Below are 24,581 nucleotides of genomic sequence, written 5' to 3'. Positions count from 1 at the left end.
TGCCGGACAGGTTCCAGATTTTGCTTCCTTTGAGTTGTCTTTTAGAATCAGCCAAATTTCGTTTGGAATCTCCCATGGCAGGCAGTCAGATCGAACGTGTTTTCAGCGTGCTGGAAAGCCTTACCGGTGAACCCCAAGGTTTACCGATGCAGACGCTGGCCGAGCAACTGGACATTCCCAAGAGCGCGACCCACCGTTTACTCGCCGAACTGATTCGACTGGGGTATGTGCGGCAGAACCCGGAAAACCTGCGTTATCACTTATCGACCAAACTGGTTGCCATGGGCTTTCGTTACTTGTCCGGCAGTGGTGCGGATATTGTGCAGCCGGTGCTGGATCGGCTGGCCCGGGAGACCGGCGAGCTGGTGCGTCTGGGGGTGATCGAAGGCGAGCGCCAGACTTGGATCGCCAAATCCCAGGGAGCCCGTTCCGGCCTGCGTTACGACCCGGACATGGGGCGCGATGCGCCGCTGTTCTATACCGCTTCCGGGCATGCGTGGCTGGCTTGCATGAGCGATGCCGAAGCGTTGTCGCTGGTTGAGCGCCAGGCGGTCGAGAAGCCCGAGGGCCTGGGGCCCAATGCGCCACGCTCCAACATCGAACTGCTGGAGCGGCTGCGCCTGGCGCGCGAGCAGGGCTATGCCTGCGTCGAGGAAAGTTCGGCGGTAGGCACGTCGGCGATTGCTGCCGTTATCCGTGATCCATTACAGGGGCGAGTGATCGGCGTGCTCAGCATTGCCGGACCGAGCGCGCGGATGCCGGGCGCGCGACTGCACGAACTGGCACCGACGTTGTTGGCGTTTGCCCAAGAGCTTTCGGCGGCGAGTCAGGCGTCGGAACTCTTTAGCTGATAGCGCTTGCACCCATCGATTTGGAAGTCGATTAAAAAACCGTGCGCTGTTCGCACACTTTCAGTCGTTACGACTACAAGAATCTGGAACCGGGTTCTAAATTATTGGAATTGTCCCGCCAGAAGAGAACCTCGCCTTGACGTCGCCTATCAGCACCCCACTCTCCGGCGTCAATCATCCTTTCAAAGGCATCCTGCTGGTGGTGGTCGCGACCTTTCTGTTTTCCAGCCATGACGCCTTGTCGAAATACCTCTGCGGGTTCTATCCGGTCGTCATGGTGGTCTGGGCTCGCTATGTGATTCACACCTTGTTGATGGCCGGGATTTTTCTGCCGCAATCCGGGTTGCGCGTCCTGCGCACCAAGCGCCCATTGCTGCAGTTGATGCGGGCGTTGTGCTTATTGGGAACCAGCCTGCTGTTTACCGGTGCGCTGTTGTTCATTCCGTTGGCCGAAGCCACGGCGGTGAATTTTCTTGCACCGGTATTGGTGACTGCATTGTCGGTGCCACTGCTCGGTGAGCAGGTGACGCGCGGCCAATGGCTGGCGGTGATTTGCGGATTTATCGGTGTGTTGATCATCGTCCATCCCGGCGGCGAGCTGTTCACGCCTGCGGTGCTGCTGCCGTTCTGCTCGGCGCTGTTTTTCTGCTTCTATCAGCTGCTCACCCGCAAGCTCAGCGAAATCGACAGCCCGACCACCAGTAACTTTTTCGCCGGGATCTGTAATACGTTGGTGATGAGTGCGTTGGTGCCGTTCTTCTGGCAAGTGCCCAGCCTGGCTCATGGGTTTTTGATGGTGGCGCTGGGGGCGTGCGGGATGACGGCGCATCTGTTTCTGACCCAGGCCTTCCGTCACGCAGCGCCCGCGTTGTTGGCGCCGTTCGGCTATTGCCAGATTGCCTTTGCCGGTTTGCTGGGCTGGTTGCTGTTTTCTCACACACCGACCCTGACCACGGTGATCGGTATCGCGGTGATTTGCTGCAGCGGGTTGGCGGTGGCGTGGCAACAGAGTCGTCGGTAGGAAGGTACTAAGGCAGGCCTGGAATCAGGCCTGCCTTAGTAGGGTTTTTTACTCGGTGACGGTAGGAATCTTGCGCGGTGCCATGAAGTACATCCAGGTCAGCGCGATGAAGTACATCGCCGGAATCATGGTGAACAGCACGGTGTAGTTGTTGTTGGTGATCGTCAGTATGTGGCCGACCAACTGGGTCATGAACATCCCGCCGATTGCCGCGCACATTCCGCCGAAGCCGAACACCGTACTCATCATGTGCTTGGGCGTGTAGTCCATCACCAGGCTCCAGATGTTCGCGGTCCAGGCCTGGTGAGCACCGATGGCCAGGGAGATGGCAAACACCGCGAGCCACAGGCTGCTCGAGCCGGCGGCCATGACCACGCCGATGATGCAGCAGGCGAACAGGAACATGGACATCAGTCGTGCCTTGATCGGGTTGACCCCGCGACCAATCAGGAACGAGGACAGAATCCCGCCACCGACACTGCCGAAGTCAGCCGTGAGGTAGATGATGATCAGCGGGATACCCATCTGGGTCACGTTGATCCCCAGGTTGTATTGCTGATTGAGAAATGGCGGCAGCCAGTACAGGTAGAACCAGAACACCGGCGCGGTGATTGAGTAGGCCAGGGCGAAGGCCCAGGTGCCACGCATGCGCAGGATTCGTGAGAACGGTACGCGGGATTGTTCCGGCTCGACTTCCTTCTGGATGTAGTCCAGTTCCGATTGTTTAACGCTTGGGTGATCTTCCGGGTTGAAGTACTTCAGGCCCCAGAACAGCAACCAGATGCCGCCCAGAGCCGCCATGCACAGGAACGCGGCTTGCCAGCCCCAGGCGTGGAGGATCAGTGGCAACAGCATTGGCGTGAACATCGCGCCAACATTGGTCCCGGCGTTGAAGATGCCGGTGGCCACGGCACGCTCGCCGGCGGGGAACCACAACCGCGTGGTTTTCACGCAGGCCGGGTAATTCGCTGCTTCAGTCAAGCCGAGAATGAACCGACAGACCATGAAGCCCACCGCCGAAGTGGCCAGGCCATGAGCGCCGGTAGCCAGGCTCCAGAGCAGCACCGCGCAGAAGAACACGCGTTTAACGCCGACCCGGTCGATCAACCGGCCCTGCAGCACGAAGCCGATGGCGTAGCCGACCTGAAACCAGAAGTTGATGTTGGCGTAGTCCATCGCCGTCCAGCTCATTTCCTTGGCCAGGATCGGCTGCATGACGCCCAGGGCGGCGCGGTCGATGTAGTTCAGAGTGGTGGCGAAAAACACCAGCGCCAGCATCCCCCAACGGGTTTTGCCGACCGCCATGGCGCCGCGGATTTTGTCGCCGATACCGCCAGTGGCGACGCCCATGGCCGGAGCCACGCGAGAGCTTTGAGAAGGAATCATGTGTATGTGCCATCCGTTCAATGACTGACAAGCGAGGCTTGTCGGGACTTCAAGGGCGCGTGATCAATCGACGGCGACAGGCGCGGGTGTGATTGATCGGCTGAGGTGTTTTCGTCGGGCTGACGACAACGTGTTATTCAGCGAGCGGCACGGTTCGGCCGAGAGAGCGCAAGGTTCGGATGGATGCCAGGTATGGCGGGAGGGCGATGGAGCAAGCAAACAAGGCGTTGAATGAGCGCATGAGCGTGTACCCGTTTTTTGAAATTTTTATGTGGTGTTCAGGGTCTTTGGTAACCGAGTCCATGGGGTTTGGCCGGACTCAATGTGTAGTCGATGTTGCGCAGTGGACGAAAAATCGTCAATTCGCCAACCGCCATTGTGTTCGATAATCGCCCGCAAAACTAACCGGGTAGTACACTTTGAATTGCTGTGTGGATTCGTCAAGCCAATAATTTGCCCAACAAGAATGTCCCCACCATCGGGAGTCGACACATGCAGCGTTCCATTGCCACCGTTTCCTTGAGCGGCACCCTGCCGGAAAAACTCGAAGCCATTGCCGCCGCCGGTTTTGACGGGGTGGAGATTTTCGAAAACGACCTGCTTTACTACGACGGCAGCCCGCGCGAAATCAAACAGATGTGCGCCGATCTGGGGATCGCCATCACGCTGTTTCAACCCTTTCGGGATTTCGAAGGTTGCCGCCGCGATCGCCTGCCACGTAATCTGGAGCGGGCCGAGCGCAAGTTCGATTTGATGCAGGAACTGGGCACTGATCTGGTGTTGGTCTGCAGCAACGCCTCGGCCGATTCCATCGGTGATGAGCAGATTCTGGTTGATGATTTGCACCAGCTCGCAGAGCGGGCCAGCCTTCGTGGCCTGCGGATCGGCTATGAAGCGCTGGCCTGGGGCCGGCATGTGAACACTTGGCAACAGGTGTGGAACATCGTTCGCCAAGCCGATCATCCGAGCCTCGGCGTGTTGCTGGACAGTTTTCATACGCTGTCGCTCAAGGGCGACCCGAGTGCCATCGCCGAGATTCCCGGCGACAAAATCTTCTTCGTGCAAATGGCCGACGCGCCTATCCTGGCCATGGATGTGCTGGAGTGGAGCCGACACTTCCGCTGCTTCCCGGGCCAGGGCGAATTTGATCTGCCGGGGTTTCTCGCGCCGATCATCAAGAGTGGCTACACCGGGCCGCTGTCGCTGGAGATCTTCAACGATGGCTTCCGCGCCGCACCGCCACGGGCCAACGCTGCCGACGGTTTGCGTTCGTTGCTGTATCTGGAAGAGAAAACCCGCCAACGTCTGGAACAGGAAGCCACGCCCCCGACCAATCGCGACATTTTGTTCGACACCCCAAATGCGAGCGAATACAACGGCATCGAGTTCCTTGAATTCGCAGTGGACGAAAGCCTCGGTGCCAAGCTGTCCCATTGGCTGGAGCGGCTGGGTTTCGTCAAGGCCGGGCAACACCGTTCCAAGAGTGTCAGCCTGTTGCGTCAGGGCGATATCAATCTGATCCTCAACACCGAGCCTTACTCTTTCGCCCACAGTTTTTTCGAGGCGCACGGCCCGTCGCTGTGCGCCACCGCCGTGCGGGTGAAGGACAGCGCCAGTGCGCTGGCCCGTGCCATTGCGTACAAAGGCCAGCCCTATCGCGGACTGGTAGGCCCCAATGAGCTTGAGCTGGCAGCGGTGCGTGCGCCGGATGGCAGTCTGATTTACCTGGTGGACAAGGACGCCGACGTCTACGGCACCGATTTCAACCTGCAACCGACGGCCGTGGCCAGCGGTGGCCTCAAACGCATCGACCATATGGCGATGGCGCTGCCGGCCGACAGCCTTGATAGCTGGGTGCTGTTCTATAAAAGCCTGCTGGATTTCGAAGCCGACGATGAAGTGGTGTTGCCCGACCCGTATGGTTTGGTGAAGAGCCGTGCATTGCGCAGCCGTTGCAGTTCGATCCGCCTGCCGCTGAACATTTCCGAAAACCGCAACACCGCCATCTCACACGCACTGTCGAGTTATCGCGGTTCCGGCGTGCATCACATCGCTTTCGATTGCGACGACATCTTTGCCGAAGTCAGCCGCGCCAAGGAGGCAGGCGTGCCGCTGCTGGATATCCCACTCAACTACTATGATGACCTCGCCGCGCGGTTCGATTTCGACGATGAGTTCCTCAGCGAGCTGGCCTATTTCAACGTGCTCTACGACCGCGATGCTCAGGGCGGTGAGCTGTTTCATGTGTACACCGAACCGTTCGAAGGGCGGTTCTTCTTTGAAATAATCCAGCGCAAAAACGGCTACGCGGGTTACGGCGCGGCCAACGTGGCAGTGCGACTGGCGGCCATGGCCAAATCGCGAAGTGGTGGCGTACGTCAGGCAAAGTTGTAGGAAAATCGTAAACACGGGTACAAAACTGCTGCCTCGCGACTTCCTTCACTGTGCGCGGCAGCCCATAATCGCCAGCTTGTGCAGTGATGGCCGTGAGCCCGCAATGACAATAATTTCAGAACTCTCTGTAGCGCCCGAAAAGCCAATTGCCGAGCCTCGCAAGAGTCGCAAGAACAACCCGGAAAAGACCCGCGAGAACATCCTTCAAGAGGCCATTGTCGAGTTCGTTCAGCAGGGGCTTTCCGGTGCGCGCGTCGACGCGATCGCCGAGCGCATCCACACCTCCAAACGCATGATCTATTACTACTTCGGCAGTAAGGAACAGCTCTACGTCGAGGTGCTGGAGAAACTCTACGGGGATATTCGCAGCACCGAAAACCGATTGCACCTGACCGAACTGGCGCCGGTGGAAGCGATTCGTCGCCTAGTGGAGTTCACCTTCGATCACCATGATCGCAATGTCGATTTCGTGCGTATCGTCAGCATCGAGAACATTCATAACGCCGAGTATGTGAAGCGCTCCGATGCGATCAAGGCGATGAACAACACCATCCTCGATTCACTGGGCGAGATTTTGCGGCGCGGGGCTGCAGAGGGTGTATTCCGCAGCGGTCTCGATCCGCTGGATGTGCATCTGCTGATCAGCTCGTTTTGCTTCTATCGCGTGTCGAACCGTCATACCTTGAGTGAGATCTTTCAGATCGACTTGCCGGAAGAAAGCATCAAGCAGCGTCATCGGGGGATGATCTGCGAGTCGGTTTTGCGGTATTTGCAGGCCTGACGTCTTCGCGGGCAAGTCGGATCGCCGCACCGCTCGCTCCTGCAGATCACGCGACCTGTGTAGGAGCGAGCGGTGCGGCGATCCGACTTGCCCGCGAAGACTTTTCAACCATTCATGCTCTGAAAATGCGCCAGCATCCGCTGGGCATCCGGCACCACGCCGCTGAACAGCTCAAACGCCTTCACCGCCTGGAACACCGCCATGTTGCCGCCATCCAGGGTTCGGCAGCCCAGCGCGCGAGCGTTGCGCAGCAGTTCGGTTTCCAGCGGAAAGTAAACGATCTCCGCAACCCACAACTGCGCCCGAAGCAGCTCCACCGGCACCGGTGTGCCCGGCAATTTTTTCATACCCATCGGCGTGGTATTTACCAGGCCGTCAGCCTGACTCAGCGTGCCTGGCAAATCATGCCCGGCCACGGCGCGACCGAAACCAAAATGCTGATTGAGGTTGTTCGCCAGCGACTGAGCGCGACTTTGATCTACATCGAAAATGCTCAGCAGCTGTACGCCTTCGCTCAATAGCGCGTGGGCCACTGCCGCGCCTGCGCCACCAGCGCCCATTTGCACCACGCGCTCAAGGGCAACGCCCTGCAGGCCTCGGCGAAATCCTTCGGCAAAACCCAGGCAATCGGTGTTGTGGCCGATGCGTTTACCGTCCTTCAGCACCACCGTATTCACTGCGCCAATACCGCGTGCCTCCGGCGATAATTCGTCAAGCAACGGGATGATTGTCTGCTTGCACGGGAAGGTGATGTTCAGCCCGGTGAAATTCATCCGTTCGGCGGCCATCAGCAGGTCGGGCAGGGCGCTGCTGTCGAGTTTCAATTGATCCAGATCGATCAGCCGATACAGGTAACGCAAACCCTGCGCATCGCCTTCATGCTCGTGCAGCGCGGGGGTGCGGGAAGCCTGGATGCCGGCACCGATCAGCCCGGCCAATACCACGGTGTTCTGTGTCATGACGCTTAACCTTCCAAACGTTGGCTGAAATGCTCCAGCGCCAAACGATAGCCGTGGCTGCCGAAACCGCACATGACCGCCGTGGCGATGGACGAAACAAAGGAGTGATGCCGGAAGGGTTCGCGGGCATGGACGTTGGACAGGTGTACTTCAATCACCGGCAGTTCGCTGGCGACCAGGGCATCGCGAATGGCCACCGAGGTGTGAGTCCAGGCGGCCGGGTTGATGACGATCCCGGCGCAACGGCCACGGGCGGCGTGAATCCAGTCGAGCAATTCGCCTTCATGGTTGGTCTGGCGAAATTCCACAGTCAGGCCGAACTCTTCGGCAGCGCGACCGCACAGCGCGGAAATGTCCGCCAGGGTTTCGTGGCCATAAGTCGCCGGTTCACGGGTGCCCAGCAGGTTCAGGTTCGGGCCGTTGAGCACCAGAACGATAGGGGACATCGAGTCTCTCCACATATTATTTTTGGCATTGGCCGAAGGTTTCAGCCTGTGGGGAGAAATTGTACTAACTGGTTAACAAGGTCAATTGAAGAGGGCGGAAGGGCCGGATTATTTGTGCGGTAATCGGACAAATCAGCGCGGCAGCTGCTCAACCAGAAAATCGATAAACGCTCTTAACCGCAACGGCACATGGCGACTTTGCGGGTACAGCAGCGTGAAAGGGCGGGAGCGTCCGCCATAGGGTTTGAGCACTTCCACCAGCGAACCGTCCGCCAGTTCCTTTTCGACGATGAAGCGATAGGTTTGAAAGATTCCGGCGCCGCTTTTTGCCAGCGTCACGCCGCCCAAGACGTCATCGGAACAGCAATAGTTGCCCTCGGCGAGAATCTCCAACGGCACGCCGTTGTCATTGAACAGCCAGGCAATCCGCCGTCCGCTGCTGGGCAGTTCGTACTGAATGCATTCGTGCTGAGCCAAGTCATCCAGGGTCTTCGGGGTGCCGGCGCGCTTCAGGTAATCAGGGCTGGCAATCATCACCAGCGCGGCGTCTTCCAATGGCCGTGCGATCAGCCCGGAGTCGGGAATGGCCCGCACACGGATCGCCATGTCATAGCCTTCGCCGACGAAATCAATGTTGCGATTGCTGATGTGCGCCTCGACCTTCACGGCAGGAAAGAGAGCCCGAAACGCAGGTAGCAAGGGCAGGATTCGATGATGGGCATAGGTCGTGGGAATACTGATACGCAAAGTGCCGGAAGGTTCTTGCTGCTGCCCCATTACCTCGCGCTGGGCCTCGACCAATTGTGCGAGCGCCTCGCGACACTCCTCGAAATAACGCCGACCACTGTCAGTCAGCTTGACGCTGCGGGTGGTGCGCGCAAACAGCCGCACACCCAAACGCTCTTCCATGCGCGACACCGAGCGGCTGACGGCGGCCGGGGTCACGCCTGCCACCAGGGCGGCTGCGGTAAAACTGCCGGCTTCGGCGGCCAGGCAAAACAGTTCGATGCTGCCCAGCTGGAGATCGTCGAAATGTCGCTGCATGATTGATTACACCGGGAATCAAATGAAGTGTCTGAGTCTGTACTTATCAAATAAGAGCGCATAAATACAGGGCGTTTCAATCGCCCACAAAAAAGCCGTCCTGTGGACGGCTGATTTGTATATGGGGTCTGCAATCAACGACGGGTCAACAACACCCCGGATTCCATGTGATGGGTCCACGGAAACTGGTCGAACATCGCGCATTGAGTGATGCGGTGAGTGTCGTGCAGTTGGGCGACGTTGGCCGCGAGGGTTTCCGGGTTGCAGGAAATGTAGAGGATGTTGTCGAAGCGCCGGGTCAGTTCGCAAGTGTTCGGGTCCATGCCGGCGCGGGGCGGGTCGACGAACACGCTACCGAATTCGTAGCTCTTGAGGTCGATGCCGTGCAGGCGGCGGAACGGGCGAACTTCGTTCAGGGCTTCGGTCAGTTCTTCGGCCGACAAACGCACCAGCGTGACGTTATCCACCGCGTTTTCGCTCAGGTTGCTGAGCGCGGCGTTGACCGAGGTCTTGCTGATTTCGGTGGCCAGCACTTTGCGCACGCGGGTCGCGAGCGGCAGGGTGAAGTTGCCGTTGCCGCAATACAGCTCCAGCAAATCGTCGGAACGATCGCCGAGGGCGTCATACGCCCAGTTGAGCATCTTCTGGTTCACCGTGCCGTTGGGTTGGGTGAACGCGCCTTCCGGCTGGCGATAGCTGAAGGTGCGGCCGCCCACTTCGAGCTTCTCGACCACGTAATCGTGACCGATCACTTCGCGTTTGCCCTTCGAGCGACCGATGATGCTGACGTTCAGCTCGGTTGCCAGTTTTGACGCGGCCGCGTGCCAGTGTTCGTCCAGCGGGCGGTGATAGCACAGGGTGATCATCGCATCGCCAGCCAGTGTGGTCAGGAACTCCACCTGAAACAGTTTGTGGCTCAGGGCCGCACTCGCTTGCCAGGCTGCCTTGAGCTGCGGCATCAATTGGTTGATGCGCAGGCTGGCAATCGGGAACTCTTCGATCAGGATCGGCGTGCGTTTGTCTTCCTGGGAAAACATCGCGTAATGGCGGTCGCCGGCTTCGCGCCACAGACGGAATTCGGCACGCAGGCGGAAGTTTTTCAGCGGCGAGTCAAACACCGCTGGTTCCGGTGCATCGAACGGGGCTAGCAGATCACGCAGGCGCGTGACCTTTTCTTCGAGCTGAACGGCATAAGCCTGGGAATCAAAAGTCATGCGTTGAACCAACCCAACTTGATCACGAACAGAATCGACAGAATCACCAGCGCCGAATTCAACTCACGGCCGCGACCGGACAACAACTTGATGGCTGTCCAGGAGATGAAACCGAAGGCGATGCCGTTGGCGATGGAATAAGTGAATGGCATGGCCAGGGCGGTGACCACGACCGGTGCGGCGACGGTGATGTCGTCCCAGTCTATTTCGGCCAGGCCGGATGTCATCAGTACGGCGACGAACAGCAACGCAGGCGCGGTTGCGAAAGCCGGAACGCTGGCCGCCAATGGCGAGAAGAACAGCGCCAGCAGGAACAGAATCGCAACCACGATGGCGGTCAGGCCGGTGCGGCCACCGGCACTCACGCCAGCTGCGGATTCGATGTAGCTGGTGGTGGTCGACGTACCCAGCAAGGAACCGGCCATGGCCGCGGTGCTGTCGGCGATCAGGGCGCGGCCCATTTTCGGCATGTGGCCGTCCTTGCCCATCAGGCCGGCGCGCTTGGCGACGCCGATCAGGGTGCCGGAGTTGTCGAACAGGTCGACGAACAGGAAGGCGAAGATCACGCTGACCAGACCGATGTCCAGTGCGCCTTTGATGTCCAGTTGCAGGAAGGTCGGGGCCAGGGACGGCGGCATCGACATCACGCCACCGAACGGGGTGAAGCCCAGCAGGATCGAAACGATGGTCACTGCCAGAATACCGATCAGGACTGCACCGCGCACTTTCAGGGCTTCAAGCGCCACGATCAGGGCAAAACCGAGGGTCGCGAGAATCGGCGCCGGTTGCTTCAAGTCGCCGAGGCCGACCATGGTCGCCGGGTTGCTGACCACGATGCCGGCGTTGTGCAGGGCGATCAGTGCCAGAAACAGGCCGATACCGGCAGCAATCGCCGAGCGTAGTGCCAGCGGAATGCTGTTGATGATCCATTCGCGGATGCGGAAGATCGACAGCAGGAAAAACATCACCGCCGAGATGAACACCGCGCCCAGCGCCACTTGCCAGGTGTGGCCCATGTGCAGGACCACGGTGTAAGTGAAGAAGGCGTTCAGGCCCATGCCCGGTGCGAGGGCGATCGGGTAGTTGGCGATCAGGCCCATGGTCGCCGAGCCGATGGCGGCTGCCAGGCAGGTGGCGACAAACACCGCGCCCTTGTCCATGCCGGTCTCGCCGAGGATGCTCGGGTTGACGAACAGAATGTAGGCCATGGCCAAAAAGGTCGTGACGCCCGCCAGAATCTCGGTCCGCACGTTGGTGTTGTGTGCCTTGAGTTGAAACAGCCTTTCCAGCATGTCTGCTCCCCGTGGCGCGCCCGGCGCCGTGAATGTATCGACCTCAACAGCAAAGCACAGACCGCTACAGGCGCCTGGGTATTTTCTGTGGGTCGGAAAAAGCCGCGCATCATACCAGCAGCGTGGGGCTATGGCTGCTTATGGCTGCGATCGTCGTCGATGTTTTGCACAAAAGGGAACTGCGCCATACTGCGCGCTGTTTTGGGGGGGTAAATATGTATTGCATTAATAAGCGTGTGATGGCGGCATTTGGACTGCTGCTCACCTGTTTCATCGGAGCGCAAACAGCCTCTGCGGCCATGGCGCCACCGTTGAGTCAGGTAAAAGTACTCAAGGTCGAATCGCCAGGCTGTGGCTTTGAAAATATCGCGGACGGCCAGGCGCAAACCCGTTGCGACCACAAGGGCCCGAACATCAAAGTCTACGTGCTGGAAGTCGGTTACGGCCGTGAAGCCCATGTCGCACTGGACGGTTTCAAAGTGGACGGCACCCGAACCCCTGTCTGTGCTTTTGATACCGGCAACCTGACCGAGTGCTCCGCCGGGAAAAAAACTGTCGGCTATCTGTACATCTTCAACCTGGCGGGCAAGCAGGACGGCACCTTCACGTTCAGCAATACCTCGATCAACGCACCCGGCAACACGATGTCGACGCAGCTTTACATCAAGTAACGGCTGGGCTCGAACAAGGGTCAGGAAAGCTGACTACGCTTTAAAGATCATCCTGTGGACCGCGCCCATGACCTTTAGAGCCCTGATTACCCTCGCCGAGGGCATCGACGATCTGCAAACCGTGACCCTGATCGATGTGCTGCGCCGCGCCAAGGTGGAAGTGGTGGTGGCCAGCATCGAGGCACGGCGCATGCTCACCTGCGCTCGCGGCACTCGTCTCACGGCCGATGCGATGTTGGTGGACTTGCTGGCCCAACCCTTCGACCTGATCGTGCTGCCTGGCGGTGCCGTGGGGGCGCAGCATTTGGCGGCCCACCAACCCTTGCAACAATTGATCAAGGACCAGGCCGCCGCCGGGCGTCTGTTCGCCGGTATTGCCGAATCTCCGGCGTTGGCGCTGCAAACCTTTGGCGTTTTGCGTCAGCGACGCATGACTTGCTTGCCCACTGTCAGCAATCAACTGTCGGGCTGTAACTTCATCGATCAGCCGGTGGTGGTCGATGGCAATTGCATCACCGCCCAGGGCTCAGGCGCCGCGTTGGCGTTTGCGCTGACGCTGGTGGAGCAACTCTGCGGCAAAGCCACACGGTCGACAGTGGCGGGAGAGTTGGTGGTTTAGAGAGCGCCCTGGACAGACTGCCTCATACCCTGACCTCTTCCACCGGCACATGCATGCGGTCACGGTTGGCCAGGGTCGGGAACAGTTTGATCCAGGCCCCGGTCACCATCAGCGTGCCGATGCCGCCCATCACCACTGCCGGCACCGTGCCGAACCAGTGGGCCGTCAGGCCGGACTCGAACTCGCCGAGCTGATTCGAAGCGCCGATGAACAAGCCATTCACAGCGCTGACCCTGCCGCGCATTTCGTCGGGGGTTTCCAGTTGCACGAATGAGGCGCGGATCACCATGCTGATCATGTCCGCTGCACCCAATACCACCAGCACGGCGAGAGAAAACCAGAACGAAGTCGACAGGCCGAAAGCGATGGTCGCCACGCCGAATACACCCACGGCCGTGAACATTACCCGCCCGACGTTTCGCTCTATGGCAAATCGCGCCAGAAACAGTGACATCAGCAGCGCACCGACTGCAGGAGCCGAACGCAGCAGGCCCAAACCCCACGGGCCGGTCAGCAGAATATCTTTGGCGAACACCGGCAGCAGCGCGGTCGCGCCACCCAGCAGGACGGCAAACAGGTCCAGGGAAATCGCCCCGAGAATGTCCGGGCGACTGCGAATGAAGCGGATGCCCGCCAGCAGCGAATCCAGGGTGGCCTTGCCCTTGTTCAGCGGTGTCTGCCGGGCCGGGAGGTTGAGCATCAGCGCACAAGCGATGAGATAAAGGATCACCGTCGGGCCATACACCCAGACGCTACCGAAGGCATAGAGCAAACCGCCCAGCGCCGGGGCGACGATGGTCGCTGATTGTTGTGCAGATTGCGCAGCGGCAACCGCGCGGGGGAACAACGCGCTTGGCACGATGCTCGGCAGCAAGGCCTGGGTCGTCGGCATTTCGAAGGAGCGGGCGGCGCCGAGCAGGAACGCGAGGATGAAGATCATCTCCCGAGTGACATGGTCGGTCGCACTGCCAATGGCCAACGATAGGGCGATCAGCGCCTGCAGGGACTGACAAATCGCCGCGACCTTGCGCCGGTCATAGCGGTCCGCGACATGCCCGGTGTGCAGCATGAACAATACCCGCGGAGCAAACTCCACCAAACCTACCAAGCCCAGATCGAGCACGTTGCCGGTCAGTTGATACAGATTCCAGCCGATTGCCACCGTGAGCATCTGAAAACCGCTGGCGGTAAACACCCGAGCCAGCCAGAACGCGATAAACGGGCGGTGATGACGTAACAGCAGGGGCGCTTGGCTGGGCATCTGAGGGCAGGTCTGGGCGGAGGGGAAGGGCGAGATTATCACCACCTGTAACGAGAAGTTGCAGATTGGAAAGATTTAGTTAGCTAGACACCGATCTACGCAGCCTTTAAATCCCTCGCCACTGGGAATGTATTGCAGCTCATGACCAAACCCATGGGGCAACCTGTCACGCGGCAAAAGACCACACCGTCCATCGGCAAAAATGCGACTACTCTTTCAACGTTGCTTGATCCAGATCAAGACCCTTCGTGGAACTGATCCGGCGGCCAGATGGCCAGACTCCCTACGTTTGTGATGATGGTACAAAAAGAACGAATTCGAATTCGCCACACTCCATATCCGTGGGGGCAGTGGGTGTAGGCCGCAAGCCTTCAGCCGGTATTACCTGACAGAGGAAGACTTATGTTCGGTTTGGAGGCACTTGATCTCGCCCGGATTCAGTTCGCATTCACCATTTCGTTCCACATCCTGTTCCCGGCCATCACCATTGGCCTGGCGAGTTACCTGGCGGTGCTCGAAGGCCTGTGGCTGAAGACGCACAACGACACTTACCGCGATCTGTACCATTTCTGGTCGAAGATCTTTGCCGTCAACTTCGGCATGGGCGTGGTTTCCGGTTTGGTCATGGCCTATCAGTTCGGCACCAACTGGAGCCGTTTCTCGGACTTCGCCGGTTCGGTGACCGGGCCATTGCTGACCTATGAAGTGCTCACAGCCTTCTTCCTGGAGGCCGGTTTCCTTGGCGTCATGCTGTTCGGCTGGAATAAGGTCGGGCGCAAGCTGCACTTTTTCTCGACGGTCATGGTAGCCATCGGCACCCTTATTTCGACCTTCTGGATTCTGGCCTCCAACAGCTGGATGCAGACCCCGCAAGGTTACGAAATCGTCAATGGCCAAGTCATTCCGGTGGACTGGCTGGCGATTATTTTCAACCCGTCGTTCCCCTACCGGCTGTTGCACATGTCCACGGCGGCGTTCGTTGCGACTGCCTTCTTCGTCGGTTCGTCGGCGGCCTGGCACTTGCTGCGCGGCAAGGACAACCCGGCGATCCGCACCATGCTCTCGATGGCGATGTGGATGGCGCTGATCGTTGCCCCGATTCAGGCAGTTATCGGTGACTTCCATGGTCTCAACACGCTCAAGCATCAGCCGGCGAAAATCGCTGCGATCGAAGGTCACTGGGAAAACCACGGTGATGAAGCCACCCCGCTGATCCTGTTCGGCTGGCCGGACATGAAAGAAGAGAGGACCAAATTCGCGGTCGAGATTCCGTACCTGGGCAGCCTCATCCTGACCCACTCCCTGGATAAACAGGTGCCGGCGCTCAAGGAGTTCCCGCCTGAAGACCGGCCGAATTCGACCATCGTTTTCTGGTCGTTCCGGGTCATGGTTGGTCTGGGCATGCTGATGATCTTCACCGGTTTGTGGAGCCTGTGGCTGCGCAAAAGCGACAAGATGTATACCTCGCGGCCATTCCTGTACCTGGCGTTGTGGATGGGCCCGTCCGGCCTGATCGCAATCCTCGCCGGCTGGTTCACCACTGAAATCGGCCGTCAACCGTGGGTGGTCTACGGCTTGATGCGCACGGCAGACGCGTCCTCCGGGCACAGCTTCGTGCAGATGAGCATCACCTTGATCATGTTCGTTGTGGTGTATTTCGCGCTGTTCGGCGCCGGTCTTGGTTACATGATGCGTCTGGTGCGCAAAGGGCCGAAGATCGACGAAGGCAAGGAAACCAACGAAGGTGGTCCTGGCCAGAAACGCACACCGGCTCGTCCGCTGTCTGCAGCCGATGACGATGGCACCGAAGCTGATAACAGCCCCAGCCTGACCAAGGAGATTTGAATCATGGGTATTGATCTTCCGCTGATCTGGGCCGTGATCATCATCTTCGGCATCATGATGTATGTGGTCATGGACGGTTTCGACCTGGGGATCGGGATTCTTTTCCCGTTCATCAAGGGCAAGAGCGATCGTGACGTCATGATGAACACCGTCGCCCCGGTCTGGGACGGCAACGAAACATGGCTGGTATTGGGCGGTGCGGCATTGTTCGGCGCTTTCCCGCTGGCCTATTCGGTGGTGCTCTCGGCGCTGTACCTGCCGCTGATTTTTATGCTGATCGGGCTGATTTTTCGCGGTGTGGCCTTTGAGTTCCGCTTCAAGGCCAAGGACGACAAGCGTCACCTCTGGGACAAGGCATTCATCGGTGGCTCGATCGCCGCAACGTTTTTCCAGGGCGTGGCGTTGGGTGCGTTCATCGATGGGCTACCGGTGGTCAATCGTCAGTTTGCCGGTGGTTCACTCGACTGGCTGACGCCGTTCACAATGTTCTGTGGCGCGGCGCTGGTGGTGGCCTATGCGTTGCTCGGTTGCACCTGGCTGATCATGAAAACCGAAGGCAAATTGCAGGAGCAGATGCATGACCTGGCGCGGCCATTGGCCTTCGTATTGCTGGCGGTGATAGGCATCGTCAGCATCTGGACGCCGTTGGCCCACGCCGAGATCGCAGCACGCTGGTTTACCCTGCCGAACCTGTTCTGGTTCTTGCCAGTGCCGATTCTGGTGCTGGTGACCCTGTACGGTCTGATTCGCGCGGTGGCGCGCAATGCGCACTACACGCCATTCCTGTTGACCCTGGTGCTGATCTTCCTCGGCTACAGCGGTCTGGGGATCAGCCTGTGGCCGAACATCGTACCGCCGTCGATCTCGATCTGGGACGCTGCCGCACCGCCGCAAAGCCAGGGCTTCATGCTGGTGGGCACGCTGTTCATCATCCCGTTCATCCTGGGTTACACCTTCTGGAGCTACTACGTATTCCGCGGCAAGGTCACCCACGAAGACGGTTACCACTAGCCGACTACGGCGCAGGATTACCGGCGCCGTTGCAGAGGAGATCACGATGATGGCTGGCAAACCTGATTTGCAGGAAATTGAAGCAGCCGAGAAAAAGCCGCTCTGGCAGCGACTCGGCTGGCTGGCGATGATCTGGACCGGCAGCGTCTTGGCACTGTTCATTGTGGCCTCGCTGATGCGCATGTTCATGAATGCCGCCGGTTTGAGCACCCACTGAAATTCCCATCCCGTTGCCTTGCGGCACGGATTTATGACCCTCCTGGTGGAGGGTTTTTTTTCGCTTTTATTTACGTGCTTTGAGAATGACGAACTTGGGGGTGGCCGCGACTTGCTCAACGCCGCGGAACAACCGCGCCAGCTTGCTGTGATAGCCCAGGTGACGATTGCCGACGATGTACAGCGCGCCGCCCACCACCAACGATTCACGCGCTTGCTGGAACATCCGCCAGGCCAGGAAATCGCCGACCACTTGTTGTTGATGAAATGGCGGATTGCACAACACCACGTCCAGAGATTGCGGTTCCTGCTCAGCCAAACCATCGCCGGCCCGCACGATCACGTCACGATCACCCAGCGCCGCGCGCCAGTTTTCAGCGGCCGATTGCACGGCCATGAATGACTCATCCACCAGCGTGTAGTGCGCCTCAGGATTTTGCAGGGCACTGGCAATCGCCAACACGCCGTTGCCACATCCGAGATCCGCCACCCGCGCTGCGCCGAGGTTCTTCGGTAAGTGCGGCAAGAATGCTCGCGTGCCGATATCCAGCCCTTCGCGGCAGAACACATTGGCGTGATTGAGCAGTTCGATCGCAGGCGTGTCGAGTCGATAGCGGGTCGGGTAAGGGGAGACAGCAGGGGCTTTGGCTTCGGCTGTGGCGATCAGCAACCGAGCCTTCTTCACGGCCAGCGAGGCTTGCACCGGACCGATGTAACGCTCCAGCAGATCGCCCGCAGCGCGTGGCAAATGCTTCACCATCGCGGCCGCAATCACTTGAGCGCCGGGAGCCAGTTGACCCTGTAACCGGATCAGTTGCTCTTCCAGCAAAGCCAGGGTTTTCGGTACCCGGATCAATACCCGGTCAAACGGGCCGACGAACGCTTCGCTGGCCGGAACCCTCGGCACCGCATCAAACGCCTGACCGTTGCGTATCAGGTTTTTTTCCAGCCCCTGAAAGGCCAGAAACGAATCGCCGCTACTGGTCACCCGAACCTTGCCCACCAGGCTGGCGGCCAAAGCACCGAAGCTGTCGTTGAGCACCAGCACACGAGTATCGGCTGCCGGTTGTTGCTCGGCCAGATGAGTCAGCGGGTATTCGTCTGCGGCATCAAATGCTTGCAACGGTTCGTTCTGCTGTTCTGGCTGGCGGATCAGATCGAGTTGAGCGAAGGGGGTTTCGAGCAGAGGCATGAGGCGGGGGCTCTGGGTAGTCAACGGAGGATAATCAAGGAGTGGCCCGCCGCTCAGGGGCTTGTAGCGGGCGAACCATCCGAATGGACTGCGTCATGGAGTTTCACATGGCATCACTCAGGATGGATCGCAAATGGTACGTTTTTTTCGCTTGGATTACTCGCGGGGATTACCGGATTCAAACAGATTCAGATGGCGCCCACTCTCGCGGCTTTGATGACCGCCGCAATCTTGTTGTTTACACCGAATTTTCGGATGGCGCCGCGAATATGGAACTGTACCGTGCTTTCACTCAAATTGAGGATGATCGCGATCTCGCCTGCTGTCTTGCCGTCGGCTGAATATTTCAATACCTCGACTTCTCGGGATGATAAATTCACGGTCCCCGGTTTTGAAGGCGCAGGCAGCTCTTTGGCGACAAGCCCATGCAGGTGACGGCTGATGAACATCGCGTAGCCCAGATTCTGATACAGATCGTGCGTAGTAATCGGGCAGTGGCTTCTCGCCAGGCTCAACATGCTGCAAAGACCGTTCTGATCATGAACGGATTGGGACCAGCCATAGCGCAAACCTTGTTTTTCTTGTGCTTGCCACAGCATCGGTGTCTTGGAGAAGACCTCCTTCTGCCAAACAATCGGTAATTCGGAATGATTGCAATGGGCTAGTATCGGGTCGACTTCACTGAAGTGCTCTTGCTCATACTTCGTGTTCCATTCTGCGGGGTAATTATTCAGCTGGATCCTGTTGTGGGGTATCCCCCTTGTTTGAGATGTTATTGAAAAGGCACAGAAATTAAAGCCAAGGTTTTTAACGAGATTGAGGGCAATCTCGTACGCGGTCTCTATTGTCTGAGCGTAAGAAAGCTGCGTTAACTGTGATTCCTTCCACACTTTCATTGGGTAACTCCATTCGGACTTACTTGAATTGGTGCTAATTGGATCCAAGATCCTGCACGTTTCGCAGTGTAGGAGAATTCCTACGTGCGTGCTCGAATTTTTCGCTCTTTAAGAGGCAGGCGACTGCATAACCGGTTCTTAGGTTTGTTACTCTAAAAGAAACAGGATCAAACGGCTGTTGGTATATGTTGATTACATTATTAGTGAGCGTGTACGAAAGCCATTACAAATCACCGGTGTTTACGCAGCCCGCTTTGCGGGACACTGGGCGTCATATGTCGAAGGGAGCGAGCCATGACTGCCAGTGCAGAAAAATTCACGCGCCAAATGCTGCTTGAAGTCCGGCCGTTGACTCCGAATCTGTTCACTCTGCGGACCACCAGAGATCCAGGCTTTCGTTTTCGCGCAGGACAATTCGCCCGACTAGGCGTGACCAAGGCAGATGGCAGCACGGTGTGGCGAGCTTATTCCATGGTCTCGTCACCCTATGACGAGTATCTGGAGTTCTTCTCTATTGTTGTGCCGGGAGGGGAGTTCACCAGTGAACTGAGTCGACTGGAAGTCGGCGATACGCTGCTGGTTGATCGCCAAGCCTTTGGTTATCTGACGTTGGATCGCTTCGTCGATGGCCGTGACCTCTGGTTGTTATCCACAGGCACGGGGCTGGCGCCGTTTCTGTCGATCCTGCAGGACTTCGAGGTTTGGGAGAGATTTGAACGAATCATCCTGGTTTACAGCGTGCGCGAAGCGCGGGAGCTGGCGTATCAGGAGCTGATTGCGGGGCTGGCGCAGCGTGATTATCTGGCCGAGTACGCGCACAAGCTGCAATTCATCGCCACCGTTACCCGCGAGCAGCATTCGGGTGCCTTGAATGGGCGGATCACGACACTCATGGAAAGTGGCGAGCTGGAGCGGACAGCCGGTGTAGCGCTGACAGCCGAGCATTCGCGGGTGATGCTCTGCGGTAATCCACAGATGATCGATGACACGCGCAAATTGCTCAAGCAACGGGACATGCACTTGAGCCTCAGTCGACGTCCCGGCCAAGTGGCGGTGGAAAACTACTGGTAAACAAACGGCGCCCCGAAGGCGCCGTTTGTGCCGGGTAATCAGTCATCAGGGCTGATTGTTCTGGGCCTTGAGCAGATCGCGAATCTCCTCCAGCAGCTCTTCTTCCTTGGTCGGCACCGGCGGCAGGGTTGGCGCCACGGCCTCTTCGCGTTTCAGACGGTTGATGGCCTTGACGCCCATGAAGATCGCGAAGGCGACGATGATAAAGTCGATCAGGCTCTGGATGAACTTACCGTAGGCCAGCATCACCGCCGGGACTTCACCATTGCCAGCCTTGAGCGTAACGGCCAGGTCACTGAAGTCCACACCACCGATCAGCAAGCCAATTGGCGGCATCACCACGTCGCCGACAAACGACGAAACGATTTTGCCGAAGGCCGCGCCGATGATAATACCCACGGCCATGTCGACCACATTACCTTTGACCGCGAAGGCCTTGAACTCACTTATCACGCCCATAGGTTATTTCCTTGTTACAGATGAGGTTGGTGAACGCAGTGTAAGTCAGCAAAACGGCTCATGCTCGAAACACCGTCTTACAATGCTCGCTCTTATCGACACATCTTCCGGCAATTAGTTTACAAAGTGCCACCAGTCGCGCGCGATTACCCGCTCTAGACCGGGCTTTCCAGAACCTTTTCTCTATCGCCTCGGTGCGGGATTTCTATTTATGTTTTGGTCTTTGGGTCACTAGCCTCTGTAGGGCGCACCTGGATGCGCCTTATAAAATCAGAGGAAACTTCCATGATAACTCCCCTCGGCCTCGGGGCTTTTCCCCACCGTCGTACGTTTGGCGTTCTGACCGCCAGCCTGCTGTCCTTCTCCGTCAATGCTGCGACCTTGACCCGCGATAACGGGGCCGCCGTCGGCGACAACCAGAACTCGCAAACTGCTGGTGCGACGGGGCCGGTGCTGCTGCAAGACGTGCAACTGATCCAGAAACTCCAGCGTTTTGACCGTGAACGCATTCCCGAACGCGTGGTGCATGCCCGTGGCACGGGCGCCCATGGCACGTTCACCGTGACCGACGACCTCAGCGACCTGACCAAGGCCAAGGTATTTGCCAGCGGCCAAAGTACGCCGGTATTTGTGCGTTTCTCCGCTGTGGTCCATGGCAACCATTCCCCGGAAACCTTGCGTGATCCGCGGGGGTTCGCCACCAAGTTCTACACTGCAGACGGCAACTGGGACCTGGTCGGCAACAATTTTCCGACCTTTTTCATCCGTGACGCGATCAAGTTTCCAGACATGGTCCACGCCTTCAAGCCGGATCCGCGTACCAACCTCGACGACGATTCCCGTCGTTTCGACTTTTTCTCCCATGTTCCGGAAGCCACTCGTACCTTGACCGAGTTGTATTCCAACTCCGGCACGCCGGCCAGTTATCGGGAAATGGACGGCAATAGTGTGCATGCCTACAAGTTGGTTAATGCCAAAGGCGATGTGCACTATGTAAAGTTTCACTGGAAAAGTTTGCAGGGGATAAAAAACCTCGACCCTAAAGAAGTGACGGGTGTTCAAGGCCAAGACTACAGTCATATGACTAACGACTTGGTGTCACATATTAACAAGGGTGACTTCCCGAAATGGGACTTGTACATCCAGGTTCTAAATCCTCAAGACTTGTCCAAGTTTGATTTCGATCCATTGGACGCGACCAAGATCTGGCCCGGTGTGCCTGAACGGAAAGTTGGACAAATGGTGTTGAACCGTAATCCGGCGAATGTTTTCCAGGAAACCGAACAAGTGGCCATGGCACCGGCCAATTTAGTTCCGGGTATCGAACCTTCGGAAGATCGCTTACTGCAAGGTCGAGTGTTCTCGTATGCCGATACCCAACTGTATCGTCTGGGGGCCAACGCTCTGCAGTTGCCGATCAATGCACCCAAAATCGCCGTGAACAACGGTAATCAGGATGGCGCAATGAACATCGGCGCCAGCAGCACAGGCGTGAATTACCAGCCAAGTCGCCTGCTGGCCCGTGAAGAACCGCAAACCGCGCGTTACAGCCAGTCGGCCCTGTCGGGCAGCACGCAGCAGGCGAAGATTCAGCGTGAGCAGAACTTCAAGCAAGCTGGCGATCTGTATCGCTCGTTCAACCCGAAGGAACGTCAGGACCTGATCGACAGCTTCGGTGGCTCGCTGGCCACCACCGATGACGAGAGCAAGCACATCATCCTGTCCTTTCTTTACAAGGCCGACCCGGAATACGGGACCGGGGTGGCCAAAGTAGCCAAGGGTGATCTGGCTCGGGTCAAGGCGCTGGCGGCCAAACTGGTCGACTGATCCATCTGCCTGAAGCGGGACCTCATGCGAGGTCCTGTCTGATCAAGGAGTTGCGCCATGCGTTTTTATCTGTCGGTGTTTCTGGCGTGCGTGTCGTTCAGCGTGTTCGCCGGGCCTGATGCGCCAGTCTCGAAGGACCCTGCGCAGTTGAGAGCCCAAATACAGGATTACTACTTCGATGCCGCTCGACGCGGCGATGTGCCCATGCTCGAGACTTTCATCGAGGCCGGCTATTCCCTCGATACCCGCGACAGCAAGGGTTACACCGCGCTGATTCTGGCTGCCTATCATGGCCAGAGCGCTGCAGTGGGGCGTTTGCTCGCTGCCGGGGCGGATGCCTGCGCTCAGGATCAACGCGGTAATACGGCGTTGATGGGCGCGATTTTCAAAGGCGAAGTGCAGATCGCCAGGACCTTGCTGACCGCCCAGTGCAGCCCCGACCAACGTAACGGCGCGGGACAGACTGCCGCGATGTATGCCGGCTTGTTCAAGCGCGTCGAGTTGCTGGACGCACTCAAGGCCAAAGGGGCAGACATGAATGCCGAAGATCCGCTGGGCAATAGTGCCGCGCGTCTGGCCAGCGGTGAAATCCGTACGGCGGCGCCGCGCTGATCCGCGTGAGCTGAGCTATCATCGCGGTTTTTGCCGGGAGTTCAGATGGCCAAGGCCAAGCGCATGTACGGCTGCACCGAGTGTGGCTCAACCTTTCCCAAGTGGGCCGGCCAGTGCGGCGAATGCGGGGCCTGGAACACGCTGACTGAAACCATGGTCGAGAGCGGCGGCGCCGCAGCCCCCAGTGGTCGCACCGGTTGGACCGGCCAGCAGGCGCAGATCAAGACCCTGGCCGAAGTCAGCGTTGAAGAGATTCCGCGTTTCTCCACGGCGTCCAGTGAGCTGGATCGCGTTCTGGGCGGCGGCCTGGTGGATGGCTCGGTGGTGTTGATCGGTGGTGATCCGGGTATCGGCAAGTCGACCATTTTGTTGCAAACCTTGTGCAACCTCGCCAAGAGCATGCCGGCGCTGTATGTCACCGGCGAAGAGTCCCAGCAACAAGTGGCCATGCGCGCCCGGCGGCTGGGCTTGCCTCAGGATCAGCTGCGGGTGATGACCGAAACCTGCATCGAAACCATCATCGCCACGGCCAGGCAGGAAAAGCCCAAGGTGATGGTGATCGACTCGATTCAGACGATTTTCACCGAGCAGCTGCAATCGGCACCGGGTGGCGTCTCCCAGGTTCGCGAAAGCGCGGCGTTGCTGGTGCGTTACGCGAAACAAAGCGGCACGGCGATTTTTCTCGTGGGCCATGTCACCAAAGAAGGCGCACTGGCCGGCCCTCGAGTGCTGGAACACATGGTCGACACCGTTCTGTATTTCGAAGGCGAATCCGATGGCCGCCTGCGTCTGCTGCGGGCGGTAAAAAACCGTTTCGGTGCGGTGAATGAATTGGGCGTGTTCGGTATGACCGACAAGGGCTTGAAAGAAGTATCCAATCCCTCGGCGATTTTTCTGACTCGCGCCCAGGAAGAAGTCCCGGGCAGCGTGGTCATGGCCACGTGGGAAGGCACCCGGCCGATGCTGGTGGAAGTGCAGGCGTTGGTGGACGACAGCCATATGGCCAACCCACGCCGGGTAACACTCGGTCTGGATCAGAATCGCTTGGCCATGTTGTTGGCGGTGTTGCATCGCCATGGCGGCATCCCGACTCACGATCAGGATGTGTTCCTCAACGTGGTCGGTGGGGTGAAGGTGCTGGAAACCGCTTCTGACCTGGCGCTGATGGCGGCGGTCATGTCCAGTTTGCGCAACCGGCCACTGCCCCATGATCTGCTGGTGTTCGGCGAAGTCGGCTTGTCGGGTGAAGTGCGCCCGGTGCCCAGTGGCCAGGAACGCTTGAAAGAGGCGGCGAAGCACGGCTTCAAGCGCGCCATCGTGCCCAAGGGCAACGCGCCGAAAGAGGCACCGCCAGGGTTGCAAATTATTGCCGTGACTCGTCTCGAACAGGCGCTGGACGCGTTGTTCGAATAGCTGCAAGCAACACACAATCCTGTGGGAGCCGGGCTTGCCCGCGATAGCGGTTTGTCAGTCGACATTTGTGGTGGGACTAAAATCGCCATCGCGGGCAAGC

23 protein-coding genes are annotated in these 24,581 nt (G+C 58.5%); 13 read left to right on the top strand and 10 right to left on the bottom strand.

Annotated features, from left to right (window positions below; all coding sequences use genetic code 11):
• Positions 1-74 precede the first annotated feature (74 nt).
• On the top strand, positions 75-851 hold the full coding sequence (locus PSH97_RS24270) for an IclR family transcriptional regulator (RefSeq protein ID WP_305446995.1): 777 nt from the start codon (positions 75-77) through the stop codon (positions 849-851).
• Between the two features lie 136 nt (positions 852-987).
• Positions 988-1,872, top strand: coding sequence for a DMT family transporter (locus tag PSH97_RS24265; RefSeq protein WP_305446994.1), 885 nt, complete (start codon positions 988-990; stop codon positions 1,870-1,872).
• A 48-nt stretch (positions 1,873-1,920) separates the two neighbouring features.
• On the opposite strand, the gene PSH97_RS24260 is transcribed toward PSH97_RS24265, so the two are convergent.
• A complete protein-coding gene (locus PSH97_RS24260) occupies positions 1,921-3,258 on the bottom strand; it encodes an MFS transporter (RefSeq protein ID WP_405046550.1) in 1,338 nt (445 codons plus the stop codon).
• A gap of 492 nt (positions 3,259-3,750) precedes the next feature.
• On the opposite strand from PSH97_RS24260, the gene quiC reads away from it, so the two are divergent.
• A complete protein-coding gene (gene quiC, locus PSH97_RS24255; RefSeq protein WP_305446993.1) occupies positions 3,751-5,652 on the top strand; it encodes a 3-dehydroshikimate dehydratase QuiC in 1,902 nt (633 codons plus the stop codon).
• Positions 5,653-5,755: 103 nt separating this feature from the next.
• Positions 5,756-6,433, top strand: a complete 678-nt coding sequence (locus PSH97_RS24250; protein ID WP_305446992.1) for a TetR/AcrR family transcriptional regulator — start codon at positions 5,756-5,758, stop codon at positions 6,431-6,433.
• A 104-nt stretch (positions 6,434-6,537) separates the two neighbouring features.
• Here PSH97_RS24250 and PSH97_RS24245 read toward each other — a convergent pair whose 3' ends face one another.
• The 5 genes from PSH97_RS24245 to PSH97_RS24225 all read right to left on the bottom strand — a co-directional run bounded on the left by PSH97_RS24245 (position 6,538) and on the right by PSH97_RS24225 (position 11,388).
• Positions 6,538-7,392: a shikimate dehydrogenase gene (locus PSH97_RS24245; RefSeq protein WP_305446991.1), complete on the bottom strand. Its 855-nt coding sequence runs from the start codon at positions 7,390-7,392 to the stop codon at positions 6,538-6,540.
• Positions 7,393-7,397: 5 nt separating this feature from the next.
• Entirely contained in the window at positions 7,398-7,838 is a 441-nt protein-coding gene (gene aroQ / locus PSH97_RS24240) for a type II 3-dehydroquinate dehydratase (protein ID WP_030129491.1), read from the bottom strand.
• A gap of 132 nt (positions 7,839-7,970) precedes the next feature.
• Positions 7,971-8,882 carry a LysR family transcriptional regulator gene (locus tag PSH97_RS24235; protein WP_305446990.1) on the bottom strand — a complete coding sequence of 304 codons (912 nt, stop codon included), beginning with the start codon at positions 8,880-8,882 and terminating at the stop codon, positions 7,971-7,973.
• Positions 8,883-9,016: 134 nt separating this feature from the next.
• The gene (trmA, locus tag PSH97_RS24230; protein ID WP_305446989.1) at positions 9,017-10,096 is read right to left on the bottom strand and encodes a tRNA (uridine(54)-C5)-methyltransferase TrmA; all 1,080 of its coding nucleotides are present in this window, start codon (positions 10,094-10,096) and stop codon (positions 9,017-9,019) included.
• The gene (locus tag PSH97_RS24225; protein ID WP_123498645.1) at positions 10,093-11,388 is read right to left on the bottom strand and encodes an NCS2 family permease; all 1,296 of its coding nucleotides are present in this window, start codon (positions 11,386-11,388) and stop codon (positions 10,093-10,095) included. The genes trmA and PSH97_RS24225 overlap by 4 nt, the downstream gene beginning before the upstream one ends.
• A 215-nt stretch (positions 11,389-11,603) precedes the next feature.
• Here PSH97_RS24225 and PSH97_RS24220 point away from each other — a divergent pair, with 215 nt between their 5' ends.
• Positions 11,604-12,059: a DUF4879 domain-containing protein gene (locus tag PSH97_RS24220; RefSeq protein ID WP_305449863.1), complete on the top strand. Its 456-nt coding sequence runs from the start codon at positions 11,604-11,606 to the stop codon at positions 12,057-12,059.
• A 67-nt stretch (positions 12,060-12,126) separates the two neighbouring features.
• Positions 12,127-12,678, top strand: coding sequence for a DJ-1 family glyoxalase III (locus tag PSH97_RS24215; protein WP_305446988.1), 552 nt, complete (start codon positions 12,127-12,129; stop codon positions 12,676-12,678).
• 22 nt (positions 12,679-12,700) lie between these two features.
• Here the strand turns inward: PSH97_RS24215 and PSH97_RS24210 are convergent, their stop codons facing one another.
• Entirely contained in the window at positions 12,701-13,939 is a 1,239-nt protein-coding gene (locus tag PSH97_RS24210; RefSeq protein WP_305446987.1) for an MFS transporter, read from the bottom strand.
• Positions 13,940-14,341: 402 nt separating this feature from the next.
• Here PSH97_RS24210 and PSH97_RS24205 point away from each other — a divergent pair, with 402 nt between their 5' ends.
• The 3 genes from PSH97_RS24205 to PSH97_RS24195 are packed head-to-tail and all read left to right on the top strand — an operon-like array spanning position 14,342 to position 17,012.
• The gene (locus PSH97_RS24205) at positions 14,342-15,784 is read left to right on the top strand and encodes a cytochrome ubiquinol oxidase subunit I (RefSeq protein ID WP_305446986.1); all 1,443 of its coding nucleotides are present in this window, start codon (positions 14,342-14,344) and stop codon (positions 15,782-15,784) included.
• Positions 15,785-15,787: 3 nt separating this feature from the next.
• Positions 15,788-16,795, top strand: coding sequence for a cytochrome d ubiquinol oxidase subunit II (gene cydB, locus PSH97_RS24200; RefSeq protein ID WP_007895284.1), 1,008 nt, complete (start codon positions 15,788-15,790; stop codon positions 16,793-16,795).
• 49 nt (positions 16,796-16,844) lie between these two features.
• Positions 16,845-17,012 (top strand): DUF2474 domain-containing protein, encoded by a 168-nt coding sequence (locus PSH97_RS24195; protein WP_305449862.1) that lies wholly within the window; start codon positions 16,845-16,847, stop codon positions 17,010-17,012.
• Between the two features lie 66 nt (positions 17,013-17,078).
• On the opposite strand, the gene PSH97_RS24190 is transcribed toward PSH97_RS24195, so the two are convergent.
• Positions 17,079-18,203, bottom strand: coding sequence for a methyltransferase (locus tag PSH97_RS24190; RefSeq protein WP_305446985.1), 1,125 nt, complete (start codon positions 18,201-18,203; stop codon positions 17,079-17,081).
• Between the two features lie 188 nt (positions 18,204-18,391).
• Positions 18,392-19,099 (bottom strand): autoinducer binding domain-containing protein, encoded by a 708-nt coding sequence (locus PSH97_RS24185; protein ID WP_305446984.1) that lies wholly within the window; start codon positions 19,097-19,099, stop codon positions 18,392-18,394.
• 294 nt (positions 19,100-19,393) lie between these two features.
• Between PSH97_RS24185 and PSH97_RS24180 the strand changes: the two genes are divergently transcribed.
• On the top strand, positions 19,394-20,170 hold the full coding sequence (locus PSH97_RS24180) for a ferredoxin--NADP reductase (RefSeq protein ID WP_305446983.1): 777 nt from the start codon (positions 19,394-19,396) through the stop codon (positions 20,168-20,170).
• A gap of 45 nt (positions 20,171-20,215) precedes the next feature.
• Here PSH97_RS24180 and mscL read toward each other — a convergent pair whose 3' ends face one another.
• Positions 20,216-20,629: a large-conductance mechanosensitive channel protein MscL gene (gene mscL / locus PSH97_RS24175; protein WP_305446982.1), complete on the bottom strand. Its 414-nt coding sequence runs from the start codon at positions 20,627-20,629 to the stop codon at positions 20,216-20,218.
• Between the two features lie 285 nt (positions 20,630-20,914).
• Between mscL and katB the strand changes: the two genes are divergently transcribed.
• The 3 genes from katB to radA are packed head-to-tail and all read left to right on the top strand — an operon-like array spanning position 20,915 to position 24,481.
• Positions 20,915-22,456, top strand: a complete 1,542-nt coding sequence (katB, locus tag PSH97_RS24170; protein ID WP_305446981.1) for a catalase KatB — start codon at positions 20,915-20,917, stop codon at positions 22,454-22,456.
• A 57-nt stretch (positions 22,457-22,513) separates the two neighbouring features.
• Positions 22,514-23,068, top strand: a complete 555-nt coding sequence (locus PSH97_RS24165) for an ankyrin repeat domain-containing protein (protein WP_305446980.1) — start codon at positions 22,514-22,516, stop codon at positions 23,066-23,068.
• Positions 23,069-23,113: 45 nt separating this feature from the next.
• The gene (radA, locus tag PSH97_RS24160) at positions 23,114-24,481 is read left to right on the top strand and encodes a DNA repair protein RadA (protein WP_007895270.1); all 1,368 of its coding nucleotides are present in this window, start codon (positions 23,114-23,116) and stop codon (positions 24,479-24,481) included.
• Positions 24,482-24,581: the final 100 nt, after the last annotated feature.

The sequence above is a fragment of the Pseudomonas cucumis genome (genome assembly GCF_030687935.1).
GTDB lineage: Bacteria > Pseudomonadota > Gammaproteobacteria > Pseudomonadales > Pseudomonadaceae > Aquipseudomonas > Aquipseudomonas cucumis.
The sequence above is the reverse complement of the archived record's forward strand: the minus strand, read 5'-3'. Positions and strand labels throughout refer to the sequence as shown.